The sequence below is a fragment of the Billgrantia campisalis genome, assembly GCF_022341425.1.
In the GTDB taxonomy this organism is placed as follows: domain Bacteria; phylum Pseudomonadota; class Gammaproteobacteria; order Pseudomonadales; family Halomonadaceae; genus Halomonas; species Halomonas campisalis.
This window is the reverse complement of record NZ_JABFUC010000005.1, coordinates 239144-261635: the sequence shown is the minus strand read 5'-3', so window position 1 is coordinate 261635 and position 22492 is coordinate 239144. Positions and strand designations below refer to the sequence as shown.

Below are 22492 nucleotides of genomic sequence, written 5' to 3'. Positions count from 1 at the left end.
CCCATGAACCTCTTCCGACCGATCCCGACCACCCACATCACCTATGCCCGCCACGCCCAGGGCCTGGGTACCTTCGGCCTGCGACCGCTGCACCTGCCCAACGACCTGGCGCTGATCCATACCTGGGTCACAGCACCCCGGGCCCACTTCTGGGGCATGCAGGGCCACTCCCCCGAGCGCGTCCAGGCCTTCTACCGCGACCTCCAGGAGAGCGAGCACGCCCAGGGTTACCTGGGGCTGTTCGACGGCAAGCCGGCCTTCCTGGTGGAGTGCTACGACCCCCGCCACGACCCCATCGGCGAGCACTACGCAGTGGCCGAGGGCGACTGCGGCATGCACTTCCTGGTCGCCCCGGCCGAGACACCGCTGCCCGGCTTCAGCACCCAGGTGATCACCACCATCCTGGCGTTCATATTCGAGGATGCTGGGACGCGGCGAGTGGTCGTGGAACCCGACGTCCACAACCGCCAGATCCACCCGCTCAACCGCCGGGTCGGCTTCGTCTACGAGCATGAGGTCGAGCTACCCGAGAAGACCGCCCACCTCGCCTTCTGCGACCGCAAGGCCTTCGCCTCGGCGGTGAGCAGCGAGAACCCGCGCCTGGACCCGAGCCTGGCCGCCGACCCGGCCCGCGCCTCCGGCCACCTGAGGCCAGAGCTCTGGAGCCGGGCCAACCGCTGGCTGATCCGCAAGGCTATCGCCGAGTTCAGCCATGAGCGGCTGCTGGCCCCCGAGGGCCTGAATGTCGAAACAACCGCCATCGACGCCGAGGGCCACGGCGCCTACCGGCTGGCCGCCCCGAGCACGGCCGCCGAGTACCGCTTTCGCGCCCGTCGCCTGGCGCTGGATCACTGGGTAATCGACCTCGACTCCCTGGAGAAGCGCGTCGACGGCGCCCCGGCTGAACTCGACGCCCAGGAGTTCATCCTCGAGTTTCGCCGACCCCTGGGCATCGGCGACGAGATGCTGCCGGTCTACCTGGAGGAGGTGGCCAGCACCCTGTTCGGCGGCGCCTACAAGCTCGCCGGCACTCGCCCGAACGCCGACAGCCTGGTCGAGGCCGACTTCCAGACCCTGGAGGCCGCCATGACCGAGGGTCACCCGGTGTTCGTGGCCAACAATGGCCGCCTGGGCTTCGACGCCGTGGACTACCACGCCTATGCGCCGGAGGCCGGCGCGCCGATCACCCTGGTGTGGCTCGCCGTGCACCGCGAGGATGCCCACTTCAGTGCCATCGAGGGGCTGGACTATGCGGCCCTGCTGCGCGACGAACTGGGCGAGGCCACACTCGCCGACTTCCATCGCCGGCTCGGGGACCGCGGCCTGGACCCCGCGGACTATCTGCTGATGCCCGCTCATCCCTGGCAGTGGTTCCACAAGCTGGCCATCACCTTCGCCGGCGAGGTGGCCCGAAGCCGCATCGTCTGCCTGGGCTACGGCCACGACCGGTATCGCGCCCAGCAGTCGATCCGCACCTGGTTCAACGTCAGCCAGCCCAGCCGGCGCTACGTGAAGACGGCGCTGTCGATCCTCAACATGGGCTTCATGCGCGGCCTCTCGCCCAATTACATGCGCGCCACCCCGGCCATCAACGACTGGATCAAGGCCCTGGTCGACACTGACCCGGAGCTTACCGCCCAAGGCTTCACGATACTGCGCGAAGAGGCGGCCATCGGCTTTCGCCGCGACGCCATCGAGCCTGCCTTCGACCGCTACAGCGCCTACAAGAAGATGCTGGCCTGCCTGTGGCGGGAGAGTCCGGTGCGATACCAGCAGGACGGCCGGCGGCTGATGACCATGGCCGCCCTGCTCCACGTGGACGCCGAGGAGCGCGCCCTACTGCCCCGGCTCATCCAGGCCTCGGGGCTTGCCACCGGCGACTGGCTGGACCGCTACCTGCGGGTCTACTTCCGCCCCCTGCTGCACTGCTTCTACGCCTACGATCTGGTGTTCATGCCCCACGGCGAGAACCTGATCCTGCAACTGGAAGACGGCGTGCCGGTACGCGCCATCATGAAGGACATCGCCGAGGAGATCGGCATCATGAACACAGAGGTCGCGCTCCCCGAGGAGATCGCCCGTATCAGCGTGGCGGTGCCCGAGCCGCTCAAGGTCCTGTCGATCTTCACCGACGTTTTCGACTGCTTCCTGCGCTTCATGGCCGCCATCCTCGTCGAACAGGGCGATATCGACCAGCAAGCGTTCTGGGAGCGGGTGGCCTGCTGCGTCGTCGACTACCAGCAGGATCACCCCGAGTTCGCCGAGAAGTTTGCCCGGCACGACCTCTTCGCTCCGGAGTTCACGCTCTCCTGCCTGAACCGGCTGCAGCTCAATGATCATCAGCAGATGATCGACCTGGCCGATCCGGCGAAGAACCTGCAGTTCGCCGGCACCCTGGCCAACCCCATCGCCGCCTATCGACCGAACCCCGCCTGGGCCAAGGCGGGCGAGGATGCCCTGGCCTGACAAAGGATTGCTGGCCAGGCATCGTTGGGGCGATACCTGGCCGCCTTTATTGATAATGTTTATCATTAGCATATAATGCGTCTCTCCGGTTCCCAGGACGGAGCTCGCATGACGGCCCATACCGATCTTGATGCCCTCTTCCAGCGTCACGCCACGGACCTCACAGGCTACCTTCGCCGCCAGCTGCACTGTCCCCACCTGGCCGAGGATCTCTGCCAGGAGGCCTTCCTTCGCCTCGGCCAGCACCCCGAGCTGGGACGGCTGGTGGAATCACGGGCCTACCTGTTTCGTATCGCCCGCAACCTGATCATCGACCATCACCGCCGTCTCCGCTCGCGCCCGGTCTGCCAGCCCCTGGACGAGCCCGCCCTCTGCCTGGATTGCCCTCGCGCCTGCCCCGAGCGCAATGCCGACAGTGCGCTGTGCCGAAGAGCACTCTATGCCGCCCTGGCGACCCTGCCTCCACGCCTTCGCCAGGCCCTGGTATGGCACCGGATCGAGGGCCTCACCCAGGCCGAGATCGGCCACCGACTGGATGTCTCGGAGCGCATGGCCGGACGCTATGTCGCCCAGGCCATCGCCCGTTGCCGAGAGCAGCTTAGCGTGTCGCCGACCCGACAGCGCTAAACTTGATAATGATTATCATTTTAAATAGTATCGCATGACAACACTCCGGTGGAGACCCCATGAATCAAGTGCTGCCGCCGCTCTATACCGGGCCCCTGGAAGGCCTGTCCCCCCCGAAGGTGGCGACAGCACCAGCTGCCGACGCCGCCCCCGCCAGAGACCTGCTCGACCCGGACCACCTGGACGCGCTGCTGGAGCGCTTCGGCGCCCGGTACGACCATGGCGATCGCCGGGCCGTCGCCTCTCTGTGGTCCAAGTGGCACTTCAGCGCCCTGATCGCCCATGGCCTGGCGGCCAACCTGCTGCTCGAGCGCGACCTGCCGCTGGGCCTGGACGAGCTTCATCTCGTGCAGTCTCCCGAGGGGCAGACCACCGGCCTGGTCTTGCGCCATGTTGGCCGTCCCCTGGCCGGGCTCGATCCCCACGCCCGCTTTGCCACCCTGCTCGACGACCACCTGACACCGCTGGTCGAGGCCCTGGCCGCGACCACCGGCGCCTCGGCCAAGGTGTTCTGGAGCAATGCCGGCAACTACTTCGAGCACTTCGCCGGTGCCCTGGCCAATCACCCCATGGCCGCGCCGGACGTCGCCGAACCCGCCAGGGCGCTGATGGAGAGCCGCACGCTGCCCGACGGACGTCGCAACCCGCTCTATCACCCGGTGCGCTACGTCGAGGGAGAAGGCGACGGCACCCGCCGTGTGCGCCGCCTGTGCTGCATCCGCTATCTGATCGATGAGCTCGGCGTCTGCGGCAACTGCCCGCTACGCCGCGACGACCGCCAGCGCTGATATCGGAGGATGAGGCCATAACGACCACCGCCACCCGCCGCCATACCGTCGCCGACTTCCTCGGCTACGGTCGCCGTTATCAGATCGACTACCGCTTCCCGGCGGCGCCCAGCCAGCCGGAGCACGCCGCCCGGCTGCCCATCGCCCAGGGTCGGGTGGAGGAGGTCGCGCTGCCCCCGGGGGCCGAGCTGGTGCTCTCCGACCTGGAAGTGGTCCAGCCCTATGCCTCCCGCTCCCGGGGCCAGGCGGCGCTGCTGATCGTGGCGGTGATGGAGGGGCGGGTGCGCCTGGGCATTCCGGGCCGGGAGCGCTGGTTGACCGCTGGCGAAGCCTACACCCTGCGTCTCGACGACCGCCAGGTGCTCGGTGCCCACCAGCCCGACGGCCAGCGCCTGCGCACCCTGAGCCTGGCCCTGAGTGAGGCGGCCCTGGGCCAGTGGTGCGACTCGCCCCCATCGGCGGCCCCGCACGCCTGGTCGCTGCCCAGTGCCCTGGCCCTGACCCTGGAGCAGGGCTATCGCAGCGGTCTCTCCGGTCAGTCGCGCCGCCTCTTCCTGCAGGGGCTGGCGCTACAGCTGCTGGCCCAGGGGCTCGCCCCCTCGCCCCGGGAACGCCTCCCGGCCACGACCGCCACGACGGCACCGGCCAGGCGCCTGGAGGCCGTTCGCCGCCTGCTCGAGGAGGCCCCCGAGCGGGACCATGACCTGGAGACCCTGGCGACCCACGCCGCCATGAGTGCCAGCACCCTGGTGCGCCGCTTCAAGGCCGCCTACGGCTGCTCGCCTATCGACTACCTGCGCCGCCAGCGCCTGTCCCGGGCCCGGGAGCTGCTGCTGGGCGGGCATAGCGTCCAGCAGGTCGCGCATCTGAGCGGCTATCGCCATGCCAGCAACTTCATCACCGCCTTCCGCCGCGCCTATGGCGTTTCCCCGGGGAGCCTGGCGAGTTCCCGACACTGAAGCAGGCTGGGGCCAGCCCATAACTCCTTGCGCAGGGCGCATAACCCACAGAGGCGAATAAGTGGAACAATTCTCACTTTCAAAACAACCGTTCGAGAGTGACCTATGCCCCGCTTGCATCGCCTGACCCTCGCCGTCGCCCTGGCCTCCGCCCCGCTGTCCGCTCCAACCCTGGCCGACGAGCTCCTGGAGACCCTGACGGTCACCGCCAGCGCCGCCACCAAGACCGAGACTCCCTTTCTCGAGACGCCCCAGGCGATCTCGATGGTGGAGCGGGAAGAGTGGGAGGTCCGCGGCGCCGAGAGCGTCCAGCGCGCCGCCGACTACACCCCCGGCGTCTTCACCAATCAGATCGGCGCCTCCAACCGCTACGACTACCTGGTGCTGCGCGGCTTTGCCGACGGCAGCATCAATAACACCTTCCTCGACGGCCTCAAGGTGATGAGCGACGGGGGCTCATTCAGTTCGCTGGTGATCGACCCCTGGTTCCTGGAGCGTATCGAAGTGGTCAAGGGGCCGGCCTCGGTGCTCTATGGCCGCGCCTCCCCCGGCGGCCTGGTGGCCCAGACCAGCCGCCGCCCGGAGTTCGAGTCCGGCGGCGAGCTGCGCCTGCGCCTGGGCAACAATGCCCAGCGCAGTGCCGCCTTCGACGTGACCGGGCCGCTGGACGCCGAGCGCCGCCTGGCCTTCCGCCTCACCGGCCTGGCCCGGGCCGCCGATACCCAGTTCGGCCCAGCGGAGGAGGAGCGCTACGCCATCGCCCCCCAGCTCAGTTGGGACATCAATGACGCCACCAGCCTGACCCTGCACGCCTACCTGCAGCGCGACCCGAAGGGCGGCTACCACGCCGGCCTGCCCTTCGAGGGCACGGTGGTGGACCGCAACGGCCGGCGCATCGCCAATAATTTCTTCGAGGGTGAGGAGGCCTACGACAAGTTCGAGCGCGACCAGGTGATAGTCGGCTACGAACTCGAGCACCGCTTCAATGACGCCCTAAGCGCCCGTCAGCGGCTGCGCTACACCGAGACCGAGGTGGAGCTGGCCCAGGTCTACGCCTTCGGCTGGGCGTCGGCCACCGAGCTCAATCGCTTCTTCTCCGGCGGCGACGAGTCCCTGGAAGCGCTGACCGTGGATAACCAGCTCGAAGCGCGCCTAGCCACCGGCGACGTGGAGCACACCCTGCTGCTGGGTCTGGATCATCAGCGGCGCAACAACGACGTCACCTGGACCTCGGGGGCCTTCCCGGCCATCGACGCCTTCAACCCCCAGTACGGCGCCGGACCCAGCATGATGTTCCCGGAGGTGCTCCAGCGCCGCGAGCTGGAGCAGACCGGCCTCTACCTCCAGGATCAGCTGGCCTTCGGCAACTGGCACGCCAACCTGGGCCTGCGCCACGACTGGGTGGAGATCACCAATCGAGACCCGGAGAGCGGTGCCGAAAGCGCCCTGGACGACACCCAGATCAGCGGCCGCGCCGGCCTGCTCTACCGCTTCGATAACGGCCTGGCGCCCTATGCCAGCTACTCCACCTCCTTCAGCCCCAACAGCACCACCGACCAGAACGGCGACCTGCTGGCCCCCACCGAGGGCGAGCAGGTCGAGCTGGGCCTGAAGTACCAGCCGCCGGGCAGCCGCGACCGCTACAGCCTCGCGCTGTTCGATATCACCCAGGAGAACGTCTCCGCCAAGCGGCCCAACGAGACCTTTTATCGCGCCACCGGCGAGATCCGCTCCCGGGGCCTCGAGCTGGAAGCCCATCACCAGCTGAGCGAGGCCCTCTCGTTACAGGCGGCCTACGGCTACACCGACGTGACCCTGGAGAGAACCGGCGACGCCAACGAAGGCAATCGCAGCAACCAGGTCCCGCGCCACCAGCTCGCGGTGTGGGGCAACTACGCCGTCCAGAATGGCGCCCTGGCCGGACTGGACGCCGGGCTCGGGGTGCGCTACCACGCCGATATTTACGCCGATGACGCCAATACCGAGATGCTGCCCGACACTACCCTGGTCGAAGCCACCCTGGGCTATGACCTGGCGCGCCTGGGCCTCGACAGCATGAGCGCGCGCCTCAACGTCAGCAACCTGCTCGACGAGGCGTACGTGGCCTCCTGCTACGACCTGAACTTCTGCTACTTCGGCGCCGAGCGCAGCGCTACCGCCTCCCTCCACTTCGCATTCTGATCAACACATAGGAAACACCGCATGTTCGAGATCCGTGCTGCCACCTTCGAGGTTCATGGACGGCAACTGCTCGCCGCCACCGACCTGACCCTCGAGGGCGGCCGGGTGCATGGCCTGATCGGCCACAACGGCTCGGGCAAGTCGACCCTGCTCAAGCTGCTGGCGCGCCAGCAGCCGGCGAGCCAGGGCGCGCTGCACTTCGCCGGCCGCCCCCTCTCCCATTGGGGGCATCGCGAGTTCGCCCGCCGGGTGGCCTACCTGCCCCAGCAGCTGCCCGCTACCGAGAACCTGCTTGGCCGCGAGCTGGTGGCCATGGGCCGCTATCCCTGGCGCGGCCTGCTGGGCCGGCACACCCGAGAGGACGAGGCGGCCATCGACCGCGCCATCGCTGCCACCCACACCGAGGCCTTCGCCGACCGCCTGGTCGATACCCTCTCCGGTGGCGAACGCCAGCGGGTCTGGCTGGCCATGCTGCTGGCTCAGGGCAGCGACTTCCTGCTGCTCGACGAACCCCTCGCCGCGCTGGACATCGCCCACCAGGTGGAGGTGCTGGCGCTGGTGCGCGAACTCAGCCAGACCCTGGGGCTCGGCGTGGTCATCGTGCTCCACGACGTCAACATGGCAGCGCGCTACTGCGACCACCTGGTCGCGCTGCATGGCGGGCACGTACTGACCCGAGGCACCCCGGCCGAGCTGATGGACGAGGCCACCCTGGAGGCCATCTACGGCATCCCCATGCGGGTGCTACCGCACCCCGCCGGCCACCATCCCGTCGCCCTGGTCCATACCTGAGGCCCCATGACCCCCAGCCCCACAGTGCCCCAGCCCCGGAATCCCGCACCCCGATGATATTCTCACCCCCCTGCCCTGCCGTGGCCGCTGCGGCCTCGCCTTCCTGGTGGCACCGCCGCGTTCTCCTCGCGCTGCTGCTGGCCCTGGCCCTGGTGCCGGCGCCACGCGCCCTGGCCCAGCCGGCCATCGCCACCCTGGACTGGACCCTGGCCGAGACCCTGGTAGCGCTGGGCGTCACGCCGGTCGGGGTCGCCCAGATCGATGCCTACCATGCCTGGGTCGGTGCGCCGCGCCTGCCCGAAACCACTGTCGATCTCGGCCTGCGCAGCCAGCCCAACCTGGAGCTGCTGGCAAGCCTCGCTCCCGACCGCCTACTGATCTCGCCGATGTTCGCCAACCTGGCGCCGCGGCTGTCGCGCATCGCCCCGGTGGCGAACCTGCCGCTCTACTCCCCGGGCCGGGAGACCTGGCGCCAGCTGCACGAGCTGACCCGCGAGGTCGGTCGCCTGGCCGAACGGGAAGCGGACGCCGAGCGGCTGGTCATCGAGACGGAGGCGTGGCTGGCGGCCCTGCGGCAACGGCTTCCCCCACGGGTACCGCCGCTGCTGGTGGTGCAGTTCATGGACGAGCGTCATGTCCGGGTGTTCGGCGAGGGCGGGCTCTACCAGGCCGTGATGGCTCGTCTGGGGCTGGAGAACGCCTGGCATGGAGAGACCAACGCCTGGGGCTTCTCGCTGGTGGGCCTAGAACAGCTGGTCGGCCTGGAGGCGCAACTGGTGGTGGTGGAACCCTACCCGGTGGGCGTCGAGGCGGCGCTGGCCGGCAGCGGTCTCTGGCAGCGGCAGCCCAGCGTTCGCCAGGACGCCCTGATCACCCTGCCCCCGGTGTGGAGCTTCGGCGCCCTGCCCTCGGCGCGGCGCTTCGCCGATCATCTGGTCACCGCCCTGGAGGAGGCGTCCCATGAGGACTGAGTCGGCACGCCGCCGGGCGCAGGCGCTGGTCTGCCTGCTGCCGGGGCTGGCGCTGATGGCCCTGGTCGTCGGCTCGCTCGCCGAGGAGGGGCTCATCGAGGGCCTGCGCGCGCTGACGACGGTGACGCCTGACAATGCGGCGTCGCTGGTGCGCCACTACAGCTGGTGGCCGCGGCTGGCCATGGCGCTGATGGCCGGCGGCGGCCTGGCCCTGGCCGGGGTGCTGATGCAGCAGGTGCTGCGCAACCCCCTGGCCGCCCCCACCACCCTGGGGGTGGCCAGCGGCGCCAACCTGGCGCTGATGGCCGCCACCCTGCTCGCCCCCGGCCTTCTGCTGGCGGGGCGCGAATGGGTGGCCCTGGCCGGGGGAGCCGGCGCCATGGCGCTGGTCTTCGCCCTGACCTGGCACCGCGGTCTCTCCCCGGCGGTGGTAGTCCTCGCCGGTCTGGTGGTGAACCTCTATGCCGGGGCCCTGGGCATGGTGCTGCTGCTGTTTCATCAGGAGACCCTCAAGGGGCTGCTGATCTGGGGCGCCGGCTCGCTGGCCCAGAACGGCTGGCATGACGCCGCCTTCCTGGCCCCGCGGCTGCTGCTGGGCGGTCTCGCGGCCTGGCTGTTGCTGCGTCCGCTGGTGGTGCTCGAGCTCGACGATGCCAGCGCCAGGAGCCTCGGCGTGTCGCTGAAGCACCTGCGCCTGGCGGGGCTGGGGCTGGCGGTCTTCCTCACAGCCTGCGTGGTCAGCGTGGTGGGCGTCGTCGGCTTCATCGGCCTGGCGGCGCCCAATATCGTGCGCCTGGCCGGTGTCCGCCGTCTGGGGCCGCGGCTCGTCTGGTCGACGCTGCTCGGCGCTCTGCTGCTGGCCACCACCGACCTGCTGCTGCAGCACCTCTCCGGCACCCTGCCGACCCTGATCCCCACCGGGGCCGCCACCGCCGCCCTGGGGGCGCCACTGCTGCTGTGGCTGATTCCCCGGCTGCGCCTGGAGACCGGCCGCCCGCCCGGCGGCGCCACGGCCCTGGCGCCGCGCCATCCGGCTCCCGGTCGCCTGGCAGCAGGCCTGGCCCTGGGCCTCACCGCCACTGTCCTGCTCGCCCTGCTGGTGGGCCAGGCGGCCGGCGGCTGGTTCATGACCCTCGACGAGGCAGTGCTGGCGTGGCGCTGGCCGCGGCTGCTGGCCGCCGCAGGCAGCGGTGTGATGCTGGCCATCGCCGGCACCCTGATTCAGCGCGTCACCGCCAACCCCATGGCCAGCCCTGAGGTGCTCGGCATCAGTGGCGGCAGCGCCATCGCCCTGATCGCCACCATCTTCCTGCTGCCCGCCCCCGGCAACCTGACCCTGGTCGTCGCCGGCACCCTGGGGGCACTAGGCAGCCTGGCGGTGCTGGTTCTGCTCAACCTACGCAGCGGCTTCGTGCCCGAGCGGCTGCTGCTCAGCGGGGTGGCGATCACCGCGCTGTTCGATGCGGTACGTGCCATCGTGCTGGCCGGCGGCGATCCCCGCGGCCAGCAGGTCATCGCCTGGCTCTCAGGCTCCACCTACTACGTCGATCCCGTCAGCGCAGCGGTCGTCGCGGGGCTCGCCGTGACGCTGGCCCTGGCGGCAAGCCCCTTCGCCCGCTGGCTGGACATCCTGCCGCTGGGGGCCGCCACAGCCGCGGCGCTGGGGGTGCGTGTGGAGCGGGCGCGCCTGGGGTTGCTGCTGCTGGTCGCCCTGCTGACCGCCTGCGCCACCCTGGTGGTGGGCCCGCTCTCCTTCGTCGGCCTGCTGGCGCCGCACATGGCGAGGCTGGCGGGCTTCTCCCGGGCCCGGGTGCACCTGCTGGGGGCCGCGCTGATCGGCGCCCTGCTGATGGTGCTGGCGGACTGGCTGGGCCGCCAGCTGCTGTTCCCCGCGGAGATTCCCGCCGGCCTGGTGGCCTCGCTGCTGGGGGGCGCCTACTTCATGTGGGGCCTGCGACGCCGGTAAGCGCGGCGCTTGCCTCTCGAGGCCGGGCATGGCCGTGCGGCGTTCTCCCTCGCAGGCACCTCCGATCTAACGGTCGGGGATCAGCCGGCTGGGCACCCAGCGCAGGAAGGCCAGGGAGTGCCGATTCAGCGGCACCTGGGTGAACGTGGCGAAGAGCAAGACCGCGAGCAGCGGCCACAGCGCACCCTCCAGGGCCTCGGCACCTGCGGGCCGGGAGAGGCCCAGCCCCAGGCCGCCCACAATCGCCACCCGGTAGATCCAGACTTGGTGGCGCTCCAGCGACTCACGCACTCGGCAGCGCGCCCAGTCCGGCGTCGGCGGCGAGCGCCCCGGTCTGCACCCGCCACTGGGCGGCGTAGCGGCCGTTAGCCACGAGCAGGCTGTCGTGGGTGCCCCGCTCCGTGACCCGGCCGCCCTCGATGACCACGATCTCGTCGGCGTGGACGATGGTAGAGAGGCGGTGGGCGATCATGATCACGGTGCGGCCGTGGCCGATGCGGCGCAGCGAGCGTTGGATGGCGGCCTCGGTCTCGTTGTCCACGGCGCTGGTGGCTTCATCCAGCACCAGGATGGGCGGGTCCTTGAGCAGCGCCCGCGCCAGGGACAACCGCTGGCGCTGGCCGCCGGAGAGGCGCACGCCGCGCTCGCCCACCGGGGTGTCGAGCCCCTGGGGCAGCACCTGGATGAACTCCCAGGCTTCCGCGGTCTTCGCCGCCTCGACCACCTCGGCCTCACTGGCCTCGGGGCGGCCGTAGGCGATATTGTCGCGCACGCTGCCCTCGAACAGGTAGACGTCCTGGCTGACCAGGCCGATGGCGCCACGCAGGGAGGCGAGGCTCACGGCGTCGATGGGCTGGCCGTCAATGCGAATCCCCCCGGCGCTGGGGTCGTAGAAGCGCAGCAGCAGCTTGATCAGGGTCGACTTGCCGGAGCCGGTGGCGCCCACCAGGGCCAGGGTATGGCCGGCGGGCACGTGCAGGCTGACGTTCTCCACCCCCACGTCGCTTGCCGCATAGCGAAAGCTCACCCCCTCGAAGTCCACCTCGCCTCGCAGCGGCTCTGTCAGCGGTGTGTCATGGTTGTCGCGCACGGTGATCGGCACCGCCAGCAGGTCGAGGATGCGCCGGGTGCTGGCCATGGCGCGCTCGAAGAGGTCGATCACCTCGGCGAGACCCGTCAGCGGCCAGAGCAGCCGCTGAGTGAGAAACACCAGCACGCCGTAGGCGCCCACGTTGAGGTCGCCGCGCAGCGCTAGCATGCCGCCCACGGTGAAGGTGGCCAAAAAACCGGCCAGGATCGCCATGCGAATCACCGGGATAAAGGCGGAGCTGACCCGAATCGCCCGGCGGTTGGCCGCCACGTAGGCCTCGCTCACCTCCCGCAGCCGCTCGGCCTCCCGGGCCTCGCTGGTGAAGCTCTTGATGGTGGCGATGCCGGCCAGGTTGTTGGAGAGCCGGCTGGCCAGGTCACCCACCTTCTCGCGCACGTCGGCGTAAAGCGGCCCCGCCTTGCGCTGGAAGAAGAAGGCGCCCCAGATGATCAGCGGAATCGGCGTGAAGGCGAGCAGCGCGATCAGCGGCGAGATCACGAAGAACACCGCCCCCACCGCCACCACCGTGACGCCGACCTGGATCAGCGAGTTGGCGCCGCCGTCCAGGAAGCGCTCCAGCTGGTTGACGTCGTCGTTCATGGTGGCCACCAGCTGCCCCGAGCTCTTCGACTCGAAGTAGGCCATGTCCAGGCGCTGGGCGTGCTCGTAGGTGTCCAGGCGCATGTCGGCCTGGAGGCGCTGGGCCAGGTTGCGCCACAGGATCTTGTAGAGGTACTCGAAGATCGACTCGCCGGCCCAGATAAAGAAGGTCAGGATCGCCAGGACGAAGATCTGCTCCTGGGGGGTGGTGAAGCCCAGCCGCGCGACGAAGCTGCGCTCCTGGTTGACCACCACGTCGATGGCCACGCCGATCAGGATCTCCGGGGCGATATCGAAGATCTTGTTGACGATCGAGCAGCTGGTGGCGGCGACGATGCGCCGCCGGTAGCCGCGGGCATAGCGCAGCAGGCGCACCAGCGCCTGGAAGCTGTTGGGTGAGGCGGTCGTGGTCATCGGCGGTTCCTTGTCATTAGCCCGCGAAGCATAGCCGAGGGCACAGGCCCACGGCCAATGCCGACGACCCATGCTGCTAAAACCGACGCTAGCGGGAGGCGGGGAGCCGGCGCAGGTCGGTCAGAATCGGCGTACCGCTGGCGGGGTCGTGGATCAGGGTGCAGGCCACGCCGTAGAGCTCGCGCACCAGCGCCTCGGTGACCACCTCGGCCGGTGCCCCCTGGGCGACGATGCGCCCATCGCGCATGGCCACCAGGTGGTCGGCGTAGCGGCAGGCGCTGGCCAGGTCGTGGAGCACCAGCGCCAGGGTGCGCCCGGCGCCGGCCAGGCGGCGCACCAGCTCGAACACCTCGAGCTGGTGGCCGAGGTCCAGCGCCGAGGTGGGCTCGTCGAGCAGCACCAGCGGGGTCTGCTGGGCGATGGTCATGGCGATCCAGGCGCGCTGGCGCTGGCCGCCGGAGAGCGCCTCCAGGGGGCGCTCGGCCAGGGCCTCGAGCCCCGCCGCGGCCAGCGCCTCCTCCACTACCCGCTGGTCCTCGGCGGACCACTGCCGCAGCCAGCCCTGGTGGGGCTGGCGGCCAAAGCGGATCAGGTCGTGAACGGTCAGGCCCTCCGGCGCCGTGGCCTCCTGGGGCAGCAGCGCCAGGCGCCGAGCCAGCTGGCGGGCCGGCAGGCGCTGGATATCCTCGCCGTCGAGCAGCACCGCGCCGCCCCCGGGGGCGTGCAGCCGTGCGAGCCCGGCCAGCAGGGTCGACTTGCCGCAGCCGTTGGGGCCGACGATGGCGGTGACCTGGCCCGGCGGCAGGGCGAGATCCAGGCCCTCGATCACCGGGGTGCGGCCGTGAGCCAGGCGCAGCGCCTCGGCCTCCAGGCGATGGATGGGCAGGGTCGGTGCATTCATCTCGAGCTCCTCGAATCGGGTCGCAGCAGGATCCACAGCAGCCAGGGCCCGCCGACCACGGCGGTGACGATGCCCACCGGCAGCTCGATGGGGGCCAGCAGCAGCCGTCCCACCAGGTCGGCCAGCACCATCACCAGGGCCCCGGCCAGGGCCGAGGCCACCAGCGGCACGCCCCGGGAGGAGCCGAGCCAGCGGGCGATCTCGGGGCCGATCAGCCCCACCATGCCCACCGGCCCGGCCACCGCCACGGCCAGCGCCGTCAACAACACCGACAGCGCCAGCACCTGGGCGCGACGGCGGCGCAGCATCACCCCGAGCCCGCTGGCCACGGCGTCGGAGAAACGCATCAGCGTGAGCGGGCGCGACAGCGCCAACGCCAGCGGCAGCCCCAGGGCGAGACCCGCCGCCAGCGCCATCACCGCCCCGCCCGGACGCGCATTGAGGGTGCCCACCGTCCAGGGATAGGCGGCGTTGGCGGTGTCGATGCCCACCCGGGCCAGCAGCAGCTGCGTAATGGCGCCGAACACCGCGCCGATGCCGATGCCGGCGACGATGAAGCGATAGCCGCGGGTATCGCCGCCGCTGGCCAGGCCAAAGGTGATGGCCGCCGCGGTGGCCGCCCCGGCCAGGGCCATGGCCGGCGGCGCCAGCGACACCCCCAGGCCCACCACGGAGGCCACGGCGAAGGCGGTGGCGCCGTTGTCGATGCCGATGATGCCCGGCGTGGCCAGGCGGTTGCGGGCCAGGGTCTGCATCAGGCAGCCCGCCACGGCGAAGGCCGCGCCGGTGAGCCAGGCGGCGACCAGCCGCGGCAGACGCAGCTCCAGCACCACGAAGGCGCTGACCACCTCGCCGTTGCCGGCCAGCGCCCGCGCCAGCTCCCCGGCGCCGACCGGGATGCTGCCGAGCATCAGGTAGGCAGCCGAGGCGGCCAGCAGCAGCACGAGCAGCAGCAGGTTGGCGGCCAGGGCGCGGCGCTCCACCAGCAGGCTGACCTCGCCATGGGCGAGCCGCCAGTAGCCGGACGGCGCGCCGGGCTGGCGTGTTGCATCCGCCGCGAAACGCTGAGGTTGGCGACCGATCGCGTCGCGGCTGGTCAGGGGTCGTTCGAGCATGGGGCCTCCCGGCTAGAGCGTCGGCAGCCGCCGGGCGCGCACCACGGCCACCAGCACCGGCGCGCCCAGCAGGGCGGTGAGCACGCCCAGCGGCAGCTCGGAGGGTGCCACCAGCAGCCGGGACGTCACGTCGGCCCCCAGCACCATCAGCGGGCCCAGCGGCATGCAGAGCCACAGGGTGCGGCGGATGTCCGGCCCGGCCAGGGCGCGGGCGGCGAAGGGCACCACCAGGCCGACGAAGGCGATGGGACCGGCGATGGCGGTGGCGGCACCGACCAGCAGCGCCACCACCAGCACGACGACGAGCCGCACCCGGCCCGGGCGATGGCCGAGGCCCGCAGCCACCCGCTCGCCCAGCGCCAGGGCCGCCAGCGGCCGCGCCATCCACAGGGTCAGGCCCAGCGCCACGGCGAGGCTCGGCAGCACCGCCAGCAGGTCCTCCAGGCGCCGGCCGGCAAGGCTGCCGATCACCCAGAAGCGGATTTCGTCGGCGCTGCGCTGATCGAACAGCAGCAGCAGCGAGGTGAGCGAGCCGAGTAGCGCCGTGAAGGTCGCCCCGGCCAGGATCAGGCGCACCGGGTCGCCGCCCAGGCCGCGCAGGCGCACCACGCTGAGCACGCAGGCGCAGCCGACCAGGGCGCCGAGCTGGCCCACGGCAATGCGCAGGGTGGCGGCACTGGCGCCCAGCCACAGCGCCAGGGCCACGGCAAAGGCCGCTCCGGCGCTGACGCCGAGTAGCCCCGGCTCGGCCAGGGGATTGCGCGATACCGCCTGCAGCAGCGCCCCGGCCACGCCCAGCGCCACCCCCACCACGATGCCGATCAGGGTGCGCGGGCCGCGCAGCGCGCCCACCACGAAGCGCGCCTCCTCGTCGCCGCCACCCAGCAGCACCGCCAGCGCCCGGGCGGGGCCGACCTCGCCGGCGCCCAGCAGCAGGCTGGCCAGCGCGGCGAGCAGCAGCAGGCCACCTAGCGCCAGCGCGATCCGCGCAAGGCCGGGCCGGCCGCGGGGTCCGGCGCGGCCGATGGCGAGGCCCGCCATCAGGGCAGCAGGGCCGCTTCGAGGTGGTCGAGGATCGCCTGGGCGGCCAATGGCCCGTTGGCGCTGGTCCACAGCTGGCCGTCCACCGGCACCACTCGCTCGGCTTGCACCGCGGGTAGCCGCGCGAAGGCCGGGGAGGTGCGCGCCGCATCCAGCGCCTCCTGCCCCTCCGCGTTGAGGGTGGCCAGAAACAGCCAGTCGCCGTCGAGCCGCGAGAGGTTCTCCAGGCTCAGGGGGTCGCTGTGCGAGCCGCCCTCGCGGACCAGGCCGGCATCGCCGATCTCGAGCCCCGCCGCCTCGATCAGTCCCGACGCGAACAGCTGCGCGGACATCACCATGGGCCCCTGGGGCATCCAGCGAATCAGGTTGGCGGAGCCGTTCACCCCGGCCGCCGCCAGCGCCTCGGCCAGGGCGGCGCTGCGGGTCGCCAGCTCGGCGATGGCCGCCTCGACCTCAGCGGCCCGGCCCAATGCCTCGCCGTAGAGGCGCGCCTCGGCCTGCCAGTTATCGGCGGCAAGCGGGCGGGTCGCCGGCACCACCGTGGGGGCGATGCGCGACAGCAGGGCGTACTGCTCGGCGCTGAGCTGCGGCGCGGCCAGGATCAGGTCGGGGCGCTGGGCCAGCACCGCCTCGAGGTTGAGCTCGCGCACCACGCCAACGATGGCCGGGCGCGCGTCTGGCGACAGGGCGTCGAGATGCGCCTCGATATAGCCGGCCACGCCGTCGCCGCCGCGGGTGGTCACCGCCCCCACCGGCACGATCCCGGCCGCCAGCGCCGCATCCAGGGCGCCCTCGTAGAGGGTGACGATTCGCTCGGGAGACTCGGGCACCTCGACCTCGCCGTGGGCGGTGTCGAGGGTGCGCGCCTCGGCGGTGCTCGACAGGACGAGGCACAGCGCCGCGGCGAACAGGGTCAGCGCTCGCCGGCGGGTCCATCGGCGAACGATATGAGAGGCGCTGAACATGGGGCTGGCTCCTGCATCGGCAAGTGAATCGCGATCGCTAATAGTAATTATTATCGGAACGTCGTGCAGCTCACCCCGCCGGAACACGGCGTTCGACCATTTGCAACGCCTGCCGAACTTGCATGGCGACGCCTGCCTTCGTGACAATGCGGCGCTTGTCCATCCCGCCAAGGAGCGCCGATGCTCGCCGAACTCTTTGCCGTGATGGCGCCGGTACTGGCCGGCGCCGGTCTCGGCTTTACCTGGATTCGTCTGGGCTACCCCTATCCGGTGGAGTTCGTTACCCGGCTGGTCTTCAATATTGGCACCCCGGCGCTGGTCCTGGCCTCGCTCTCCGGCGCCGAGATCGACGCCGGCAGCTTCGGGCGCACCATGCTGGCCACCGCCCTGGTGATGATCGCCATGGCCGCGGCCACGGCGGCGGTGGCGCGGCTGCTGGGACGCGACTGGCGCGTGCTGCTGGCCCCCATGATGTATCCCAATACCGGCAACATGGGCCTGCCGGTGGTGCTCTACGCCTTCGGCAGCGCCGGCTTCGTCTTTGGCATCACGGTGATGGTCACGGTGTCGCTGTTCCAGTTCACGGTGGGCACGGTGATGGCCAGCCGGGGCAACCCGCTGCGGGAGTTGGCCCGGACCCCGGTCGTCTACGCCATCCTGATCGCCCTGGCGCTGCTGCTCACCGACACCGAGCTGCCGCTGTGGCTCGACAACAGCGTCGATCTGATCTCCGGCTTTACGGTGCCGCTGATGCTGATCACCCTGGGCGTCTCGCTGGCCAGCATCCAGGTCAAGAGCCTCAAGTCGGGCATCGGCTTCAGCCTGCTGCGCATTCCCATCGCCGCGCTGGCGGCCTGGGGCATCGGCACCCTGCTGGGGCTGCCCCCGCTGGCCCTGAGTATCCTGGTGCTGCAGATGAGCATGCCGGTGGCGGTGTTCAACTACCTGTTCGCCCAGCGCGCCGGACGCGAGCCGGAATACGTAGCCAGCCTGGTGTTCTGCTCCACGCTGCTGTCGCTGCTCTATCTGCCCATCCTGCTGGCGATCCTGATGTAGGGAAACACTGCACAAATGCCTACACGAGCGAATCGCTGCGTTGCGCGGTGCGCGGAATCCTCACATATACCCCATATGCTCCGGTTCCTGTGCTCCGTGCGCCTTGCGCTTCATCTCGCTCGGCGATTTGTTCAGCGATTCCCAAGTCGACCGGCCCCGGAACACCCGTGGGCACCGGGAGTCACTATGCTGTTGTAGGGAGAGCCACCAACGGGAGAACGGGATGCACACCACACGCAAACTGCTACCCACCACCCTGCTGCTGGGTACGGCGCTGGTCGTCGGCAGCGCCCAGGCGGCCGAGGTGGTGTATGAGCGTATCGCCACCGAGCACCTGGACCTGCGCCTGGAGCGCCTGGCCACCGGCCTGGCCCACCCCTGGGCGGTGGCCCAGTTGCCCGACGGCCGCTTCCTGGTCAGCGAGCGCCCCGGACGCCTGACGCTGATCGACGAGGCGGGCGATGTCCGCCACCTCGAGGGCGTGCCCGAGGTCAACGCCCGCGGCCAGGGCGGGCTGCTCGACGTGGTGCTCCACCCCGACTACGGCACCGGCGACGGCGAGCACGACTGGATCTACTTCACCTGGAGCAAGGCCGACGGCGGCGGCACCGCGACGGCGCTGTCACGCGGCCGCCTGGGAGACGGCGCCCTGGAAGAGGTGGAAGAGCTCTTCGTTCAGGACCGCTTCTCCGGCCCCGGGCGCCACTACGGTTCGCGCCTGGCCTGGCTGCCCGACGGTACCCTGCTGATGAGCATCGGCGACCGCGGCAGCGAGCCGCCGCGCGCCCAGGACAAGGGCGACCATGCCGGCAGCGTGCTGCGCCTCACCGAGACCGGCGGCGTGCCCGATGACAACCCCTTCCTCGACGAGCCCGAGGTCCTCGATGAGCTCTTCACCGCCGGCAACCGCAATATCCAGGGCATGATCGTCAATCGCCACGGCGAGGCCTGGGCCACCGAGCACGGCCCCCGGGGCGGCGACGAGCTCAACCACCTCCAGGCCGGCGAGAACTACGGCTGGCCGGAGGTCAGCCTTGGCCGCGACTACGCCACCGGCGAGCCCATCGGCGCCGACTCCTTGCCCGGCATGCGCGACCCCGTCCACGTCTTCGACGGCACCCTGGCCCCCTCCGGGCTGACCGAGGTCACCGCCGACGCCTTCCCCGACTGGCAGGGCGACCTGCTGGCCGGCGGCCTGCGCAGCGAGCGGCTCATGCGCCTGACCCTGGCGGAGGGCGAGCTGGCCGACCACGAAGTGATCCTCGACGGCCATATCGGGCGCGTGCGCGACGTTCGTCAGGGCCACGACGGCGCCCTCTACCTGCTCAACGACGATGCGCCGGGCAGCCTCTACCGCCTGGTCCCCGCCGACTGACCTCATCGGCGCCGCCGGGCATCCGCCAGCACGGCGACGAGCAGCGTCAGGCCGGCAGCGGCAGGAATGTACCTCCTTACTTCAACTTGCTTCTGCGTCGAATTTCGCGACGAAATGCGCAGGGCGGCTTGCCCTGAGCCGCTGCCCGGCCGGGCAGCGGTTGGCGTCAATACTCCTCATCCTCCATCATGGGCTCCTGCTCACCCATGCCGGGGTCCCGTTCCATCCCGGGATCCTGCCCCATGCCGGGGTCATCGGCGGGGTCCTGCCCCATGCCCGGATCCTGAGCCGGCTCTTCCATCGGTGCCGGCGCCTCCATCGGCGGCAGTTCGTCATCGTTGCCACAGCCGGCGAGCGCCAGCGTACCCAGTGCCAGGGCCGCGATGGAGGCCAGTGCCGCGAGGCGCCCGCTGCGGGAAAATCGAGAGTGTTTGTCACGAGTCATCTGGCGGTCTCCCTGAGTCAGTCATGTTCACTCAGGACGTTGCAGCCGGCATGCCAATCATGCCAAATAATCATAAAATACACTTAACATCAGCCAGTTGAAAAAACTCCGCCTTGCCCGAGCATCCCCTACCCCGCCACCGGGCGTTGGTGAAAACTGACACATGGGACAGGGGTGTCACACTGACTCCTGCCTGCCCCCTTGCACCGCCTGCCGGGTGTTGCCCCTAGTCGACGGGCGCCGGCGACGGGCATCGGCACGCCAGCAGCGGCCAGCGTCAGTGGCACCGACAGGCTATGAACAGGCGTTTAAACCCATTCGGAATCAAAGTGTTTCATCATGTACAATCGGCGTCGGTGATCGGCGACAGCTGCCGGGCCATGCTCAAGGGCATCCGTTGACAGCGGGCCGAGGCCTCCACTGGAAGAGTTCGACAAAATCGCCACACTCAAGGATGAAGGCGTACAGGTTACTGCGCGCCCCTAGAGCAAGACGCTGGTCGCTGCACAGCGAAAAGAGGAGTCGAGTATGTTCAGCAAAATCATGGTGCCGATCGACCTGGCGCATATCGAGGTCATCGAGCCCTCCCTGGCGGCGGTCGCCGACCTGGCCCGCCACTATGATGCCGAGGTCTGCTATGTCGGCGTGACCTCCAGCACCCCCAGCAGCGTGGCCCGTACCCCGGAGGAGTTTCAGAAGAAGTTGGAGGCCTTTGCCCAGCAGCGAGCCCAGGTGCATGGTCAACCGGTCAGCGCGCAGACCGTGCACAGCGCGGACCCGGTGGCCAATCTGGACGACCTGCTGATCCAGGCCATCAAGGACGTGGGCGCCGATCTGGTGGTGATGCCGACCCATCCGCCGAAGCACCTGGACGTCATCATGTCTTCCCACGGTGGCAAGATCGCCACCCATACCGATGTCTCGGTGTTCCTGGTCAGACCCAAGCCAGACTGAGCCCTATCGCCACACGCCAATAATTCAGACGTCAAGCAAAGGGAGAACGTCAAGTGGACAAGCATCCTCACGACGACAATAACCCTGAGGCCAACAAATCCTCGGAAGGGATACCGGCCCCGGAAGGGGCCGCCGACCTGATCGATACCGACTACGTGATCGGCCAGGACAACATCACCGCTAGCCCCATGGGGATCAACCTCGACCTGCACGGCAAGGTCTTCACGATCTCGTCGATAGTGATCCTGTTCTTCGTGGTCATCGCCCTGGCGCTGCAGGATCAGATCGAACCGATCTTCAACGTCGGCTTCAGCTTCCTGACGGTCAACATGGCCTGGTTCTTCCTGCTGGCGGCCAATATCTTCGTGATTCTCTCCATCGTGCTGATCTTCACGCCCCTGGGGAAGGTGCGCATCGGGGGGGCCGAGGCCAAGCCGGACTTCAGCTATCTGGGCTGGTTCTCGATGCTTTTTGCCGCGGGGATGGGCATCGGCCTGATGTACTTTGGCGTCTCCGAGCCCATGGACCACTTCCAGTCGGCCCTGGGCGGCATCGCCACCGAGAACGGCGCACGGACGGACTGGTCGCCGCTGGGCGCTGCCGAGGGTAACGAACAAGCGGCAATTGCGCTGGGCATGGCCGCCACCATCTTCCACTGGGGCCTGCATCCCTGGGCAATCTACGCCGTGGTGGCGCTGGCGCTGGCGCTGTTCTCCTTCAACAAGGGCCTGCCGCTCACCATGCGCTCGATCTTCTACCCCGTCCTGGGGGAGCGCGTCTGGGGCTGGCCGGGCCATGTGATCGATATCCTGGCGGTATTCGCTACCCTGTTCGGCCTGGCCACTTCGCTGGGGCTCGGCGCCCAGCAGGCCACCAGCGGCCTCAATGACCTGTTCGGCATTCCCGACACCAACACCACCATGGTGCTGCTGATCATGGGTATCACCGTGGTCGCCATGGGCTCGATCTTTCTGGGCGTCGACAAGGGCGTGCAGCAGCTCTCCAAGCTCAACATGGGGCTGGCCTTCCTGCTGCTGCTGTTCGTGATCATCGTCGGCCCGACGCTGATGATCGCCACCGGCTTCTTCCAGAACCTGATGTCCTACCTCGTCAATCTGCCCGGCCTCTCCAATCCCTTCGGCCGTGAGGATGCCAACTTCAGCCAGGGCTGGACCGCCTTCTACTGGGCGTGGTGGATCTCCTGGTCACCGTTCGTCGGTATGTTCATTGCCCGGGTCTCGCGCGGGCGCACCGTGCGCGAGTTCCTAATCGCCGTGCTGCTGGTTCCGTCGCTGGTGTCGGTGCTTTGGATGACCTCTTTCGGTACCGCCGGCATCCAGCAGTTCCTGGCCGGCACTTTCGAAGGGGATGCCGATGCCCTGTTCATCATGCTGGGGGGCCTGCCGCTGACCGAGATCACCTCCTTCATCGCCATCGTGCTGGTGATGGTGTTCTTCATCACCTCCTCGGACTCCGGTTCGCTGGTGATCGACTCCATCACCGCCGGCGGCAAGGTCGATGCGCCCAAGCCACAGCGCCTCTTCTGGGCGATCATCGAAGGGGCCATCGCCATCGCCCTGCTGCTGGGCGGCGGCCTGGCGGCCCTGCAGACGGCGGTGATCACCACCGGCCTACCCTTCACCCTGGTGCTGCTGGTGGCCTGCTACGCCATCGTCAAGGGGCTGATGAGCGAGCCCAGGGCGGTATAGCCACAACGCCCCCACAAGACCTAAACGCAAGACTGACGAGGCGGCCCGCGGGCCGCCTTTTGCGTTCATCTCAAAGC

19 protein-coding genes are annotated in these 22492 nt (G+C 69.6%); 12 read left to right on the top strand and 7 right to left on the bottom strand.

The window, feature by feature from the left end; all coding sequences use genetic code 11:
* Positions 1-3 precede the first annotated feature (3 nt).
* From HOP52_RS08385 to fhuB, 8 genes are all read left to right on the top strand, one after another.
* Positions 4-2466 carry a GNAT family N-acetyltransferase gene (locus HOP52_RS08385; protein ID WP_275298111.1) on the top strand — a complete coding sequence of 821 codons (2463 nt, stop codon included), beginning with the start codon at positions 4-6 and terminating at the stop codon, positions 2464-2466.
* 108 nt (positions 2467-2574) lie between these two features.
* Positions 2575-3093: an RNA polymerase sigma factor gene (locus tag HOP52_RS08380; RefSeq protein WP_238976924.1), complete on the top strand. Its 519-nt coding sequence runs from the start codon at positions 2575-2577 to the stop codon at positions 3091-3093.
* A 59-nt stretch (positions 3094-3152) separates the two neighbouring features.
* Positions 3153-3881: a siderophore-iron reductase FhuF gene (gene fhuF, locus HOP52_RS08375; protein ID WP_238976923.1), complete on the top strand. Its 729-nt coding sequence runs from the start codon at positions 3153-3155 to the stop codon at positions 3879-3881.
* Between the two features lie 155 nt (positions 3882-4036).
* Entirely contained in the window at positions 4037-4840 is an 804-nt protein-coding gene (locus tag HOP52_RS08370; protein WP_238976922.1) for a helix-turn-helix transcriptional regulator, read from the top strand.
* Positions 4841-4945: 105 nt separating this feature from the next.
* On the top strand, positions 4946-7021 hold the full coding sequence (locus HOP52_RS08365; protein ID WP_238976921.1) for a TonB-dependent siderophore receptor: 2076 nt from the start codon (positions 4946-4948) through the stop codon (positions 7019-7021).
* Between the two features lie 21 nt (positions 7022-7042).
* Positions 7043-7813: an ABC transporter ATP-binding protein gene (locus HOP52_RS08360; protein ID WP_238976920.1), complete on the top strand. Its 771-nt coding sequence runs from the start codon at positions 7043-7045 to the stop codon at positions 7811-7813.
* A 53-nt stretch (positions 7814-7866) separates the two neighbouring features.
* Positions 7867-8784 (top strand): ABC transporter substrate-binding protein, encoded by a 918-nt coding sequence (locus tag HOP52_RS08355; protein ID WP_238976919.1) that lies wholly within the window; start codon positions 7867-7869, stop codon positions 8782-8784.
* Positions 8774-10750, top strand: a complete 1977-nt coding sequence (fhuB, locus tag HOP52_RS08350) for a Fe(3+)-hydroxamate ABC transporter permease FhuB (protein ID WP_238976918.1) — start codon at positions 8774-8776, stop codon at positions 10748-10750. The genes HOP52_RS08355 and fhuB overlap by 11 nt, the downstream gene beginning before the upstream one ends.
* Before the next feature lie 66 nt (positions 10751-10816).
* On the opposite strand, the gene HOP52_RS08345 is transcribed toward fhuB, so the two are convergent.
* The 6 genes from HOP52_RS08345 to HOP52_RS08320 form a co-directional block, all read right to left on the bottom strand.
* Complete coding sequence (locus HOP52_RS08345) at positions 10817-11041, bottom strand: hypothetical protein (protein WP_238976917.1); 225 nt, start codon at positions 11039-11041, stop codon at positions 10817-10819.
* Complete coding sequence (locus tag HOP52_RS08340) at positions 11034-12854, bottom strand: ABC transporter ATP-binding protein (RefSeq protein WP_238976916.1); 1821 nt, start codon at positions 12852-12854, stop codon at positions 11034-11036. The genes HOP52_RS08345 and HOP52_RS08340 overlap by 8 nt, the downstream gene beginning before the upstream one ends.
* 88 nt (positions 12855-12942) lie before the next feature.
* Entirely contained in the window at positions 12943-13755 is an 813-nt protein-coding gene (locus HOP52_RS08335; RefSeq protein ID WP_238976915.1) for an ABC transporter ATP-binding protein, read from the bottom strand.
* Positions 13752-14870, bottom strand: a complete 1119-nt coding sequence (locus tag HOP52_RS08330) for a FecCD family ABC transporter permease (protein WP_238976914.1) — start codon at positions 14868-14870, stop codon at positions 13752-13754. Before HOP52_RS08330 ends, HOP52_RS08335 begins: the two co-directional genes overlap by 4 nt.
* 12 nt (positions 14871-14882) lie before the next feature.
* Positions 14883-15911, bottom strand: a complete 1029-nt coding sequence (locus HOP52_RS08325) for a FecCD family ABC transporter permease (RefSeq protein WP_238976913.1) — start codon at positions 15909-15911, stop codon at positions 14883-14885.
* Complete coding sequence (locus tag HOP52_RS08320; protein ID WP_238976912.1) at positions 15911-16876, bottom strand: ABC transporter substrate-binding protein; 966 nt, start codon at positions 16874-16876, stop codon at positions 15911-15913. The genes HOP52_RS08325 and HOP52_RS08320 overlap by 1 nt, the downstream gene beginning before the upstream one ends.
* A 180-nt stretch (positions 16877-17056) precedes the next feature.
* Between HOP52_RS08320 and HOP52_RS08315 the strand changes: the two genes are divergently transcribed.
* Positions 17057-17932 carry an AEC family transporter gene (locus HOP52_RS08315; RefSeq protein ID WP_238976911.1) on the top strand — a complete coding sequence of 292 codons (876 nt, stop codon included), beginning with the start codon at positions 17057-17059 and terminating at the stop codon, positions 17930-17932.
* 223 nt (positions 17933-18155) lie between these two features.
* Positions 18156-19307, top strand: coding sequence for a PQQ-dependent sugar dehydrogenase (locus tag HOP52_RS08310; protein ID WP_238976910.1), 1152 nt, complete (start codon positions 18156-18158; stop codon positions 19305-19307).
* 166 nt (positions 19308-19473) lie between these two features.
* Here HOP52_RS08310 and HOP52_RS08305 read toward each other — a convergent pair whose 3' ends face one another.
* Positions 19474-19752 (bottom strand): hypothetical protein, encoded by a 279-nt coding sequence (locus HOP52_RS08305; protein ID WP_238976909.1) that lies wholly within the window; start codon positions 19750-19752, stop codon positions 19474-19476.
* Positions 19753-20280: 528 nt separating this feature from the next.
* On the opposite strand from HOP52_RS08305, the gene HOP52_RS08300 reads away from it, so the two are divergent.
* Positions 20281-20706: a universal stress protein gene (locus HOP52_RS08300; RefSeq protein WP_238976908.1), complete on the top strand. Its 426-nt coding sequence runs from the start codon at positions 20281-20283 to the stop codon at positions 20704-20706.
* A gap of 53 nt (positions 20707-20759) precedes the next feature.
* A complete protein-coding gene (locus HOP52_RS08295; protein WP_238976907.1) occupies positions 20760-22415 on the top strand; it encodes a BCCT family transporter in 1656 nt (551 codons plus the stop codon).
* The last annotated feature ends 77 nt before the right edge of the window (positions 22416-22492 follow it).

Coding starts and splice junctions, on each gene's coding strand:
- HOP52_RS08365 (WP_238976921.1), top strand. CDS start 4,946: ATGCCCCGCTTGCATCGCCTGACCCTCGCCGTCGCCCTGGCCTCCGCC.
- fhuB (WP_238976918.1), top strand. CDS start 8,774: ATGAGGACTGAGTCGGCACGCCGCCGGGCGCAGGCGCTGGTCTGCCTG.
- HOP52_RS08385 (WP_275298111.1), top strand. CDS start 4: ATGAACCTCTTCCGACCGATCCCGACCACCCACATCACCTATGCCCGC.
- HOP52_RS08315 (WP_238976911.1), top strand. CDS start 17,057: ATGCTCGCCGAACTCTTTGCCGTGATGGCGCCGGTACTGGCCGGCGCC.
- HOP52_RS08310 (WP_238976910.1), top strand. CDS start 18,156: ATGCACACCACACGCAAACTGCTACCCACCACCCTGCTGCTGGGTACG.
- HOP52_RS08355 (WP_238976919.1), top strand. CDS start 7,867: ATGATATTCTCACCCCCCTGCCCTGCCGTGGCCGCTGCGGCCTCGCCT.
- HOP52_RS08305 (WP_238976909.1), bottom strand. CDS start 19,752: ATGACTCGTGACAAACACTCTCGATTTTCCCGCAGCGGGCGCCTCGCG.
- HOP52_RS08325 (WP_238976913.1), bottom strand. CDS start 15,911: ATGGCGGGCCTCGCCATCGGCCGCGCCGGACCCCGCGGCCGGCCCGGC.
- HOP52_RS08335 (WP_238976915.1), bottom strand. CDS start 13,755: ATGAATGCACCGACCCTGCCCATCCATCGCCTGGAGGCCGAGGCGCTG.
- HOP52_RS08380 (WP_238976924.1), top strand. CDS start 2,575: ATGACGGCCCATACCGATCTTGATGCCCTCTTCCAGCGTCACGCCACG.
- HOP52_RS08360 (WP_238976920.1), top strand. CDS start 7,043: ATGTTCGAGATCCGTGCTGCCACCTTCGAGGTTCATGGACGGCAACTG.
- HOP52_RS08340 (WP_238976916.1), bottom strand. CDS start 12,854: ATGACCACGACCGCCTCACCCAACAGCTTCCAGGCGCTGGTGCGCCTG.
- HOP52_RS08300 (WP_238976908.1), top strand. CDS start 20,281: ATGTTCAGCAAAATCATGGTGCCGATCGACCTGGCGCATATCGAGGTC.
- HOP52_RS08330 (WP_238976914.1), bottom strand. CDS start 14,870: ATGCTCGAACGACCCCTGACCAGCCGCGACGCGATCGGTCGCCAACCT.
- HOP52_RS08320 (WP_238976912.1), bottom strand. CDS start 16,876: ATGTTCAGCGCCTCTCATATCGTTCGCCGATGGACCCGCCGGCGAGCG.
- fhuF (WP_238976923.1), top strand. CDS start 3,153: ATGAATCAAGTGCTGCCGCCGCTCTATACCGGGCCCCTGGAAGGCCTG.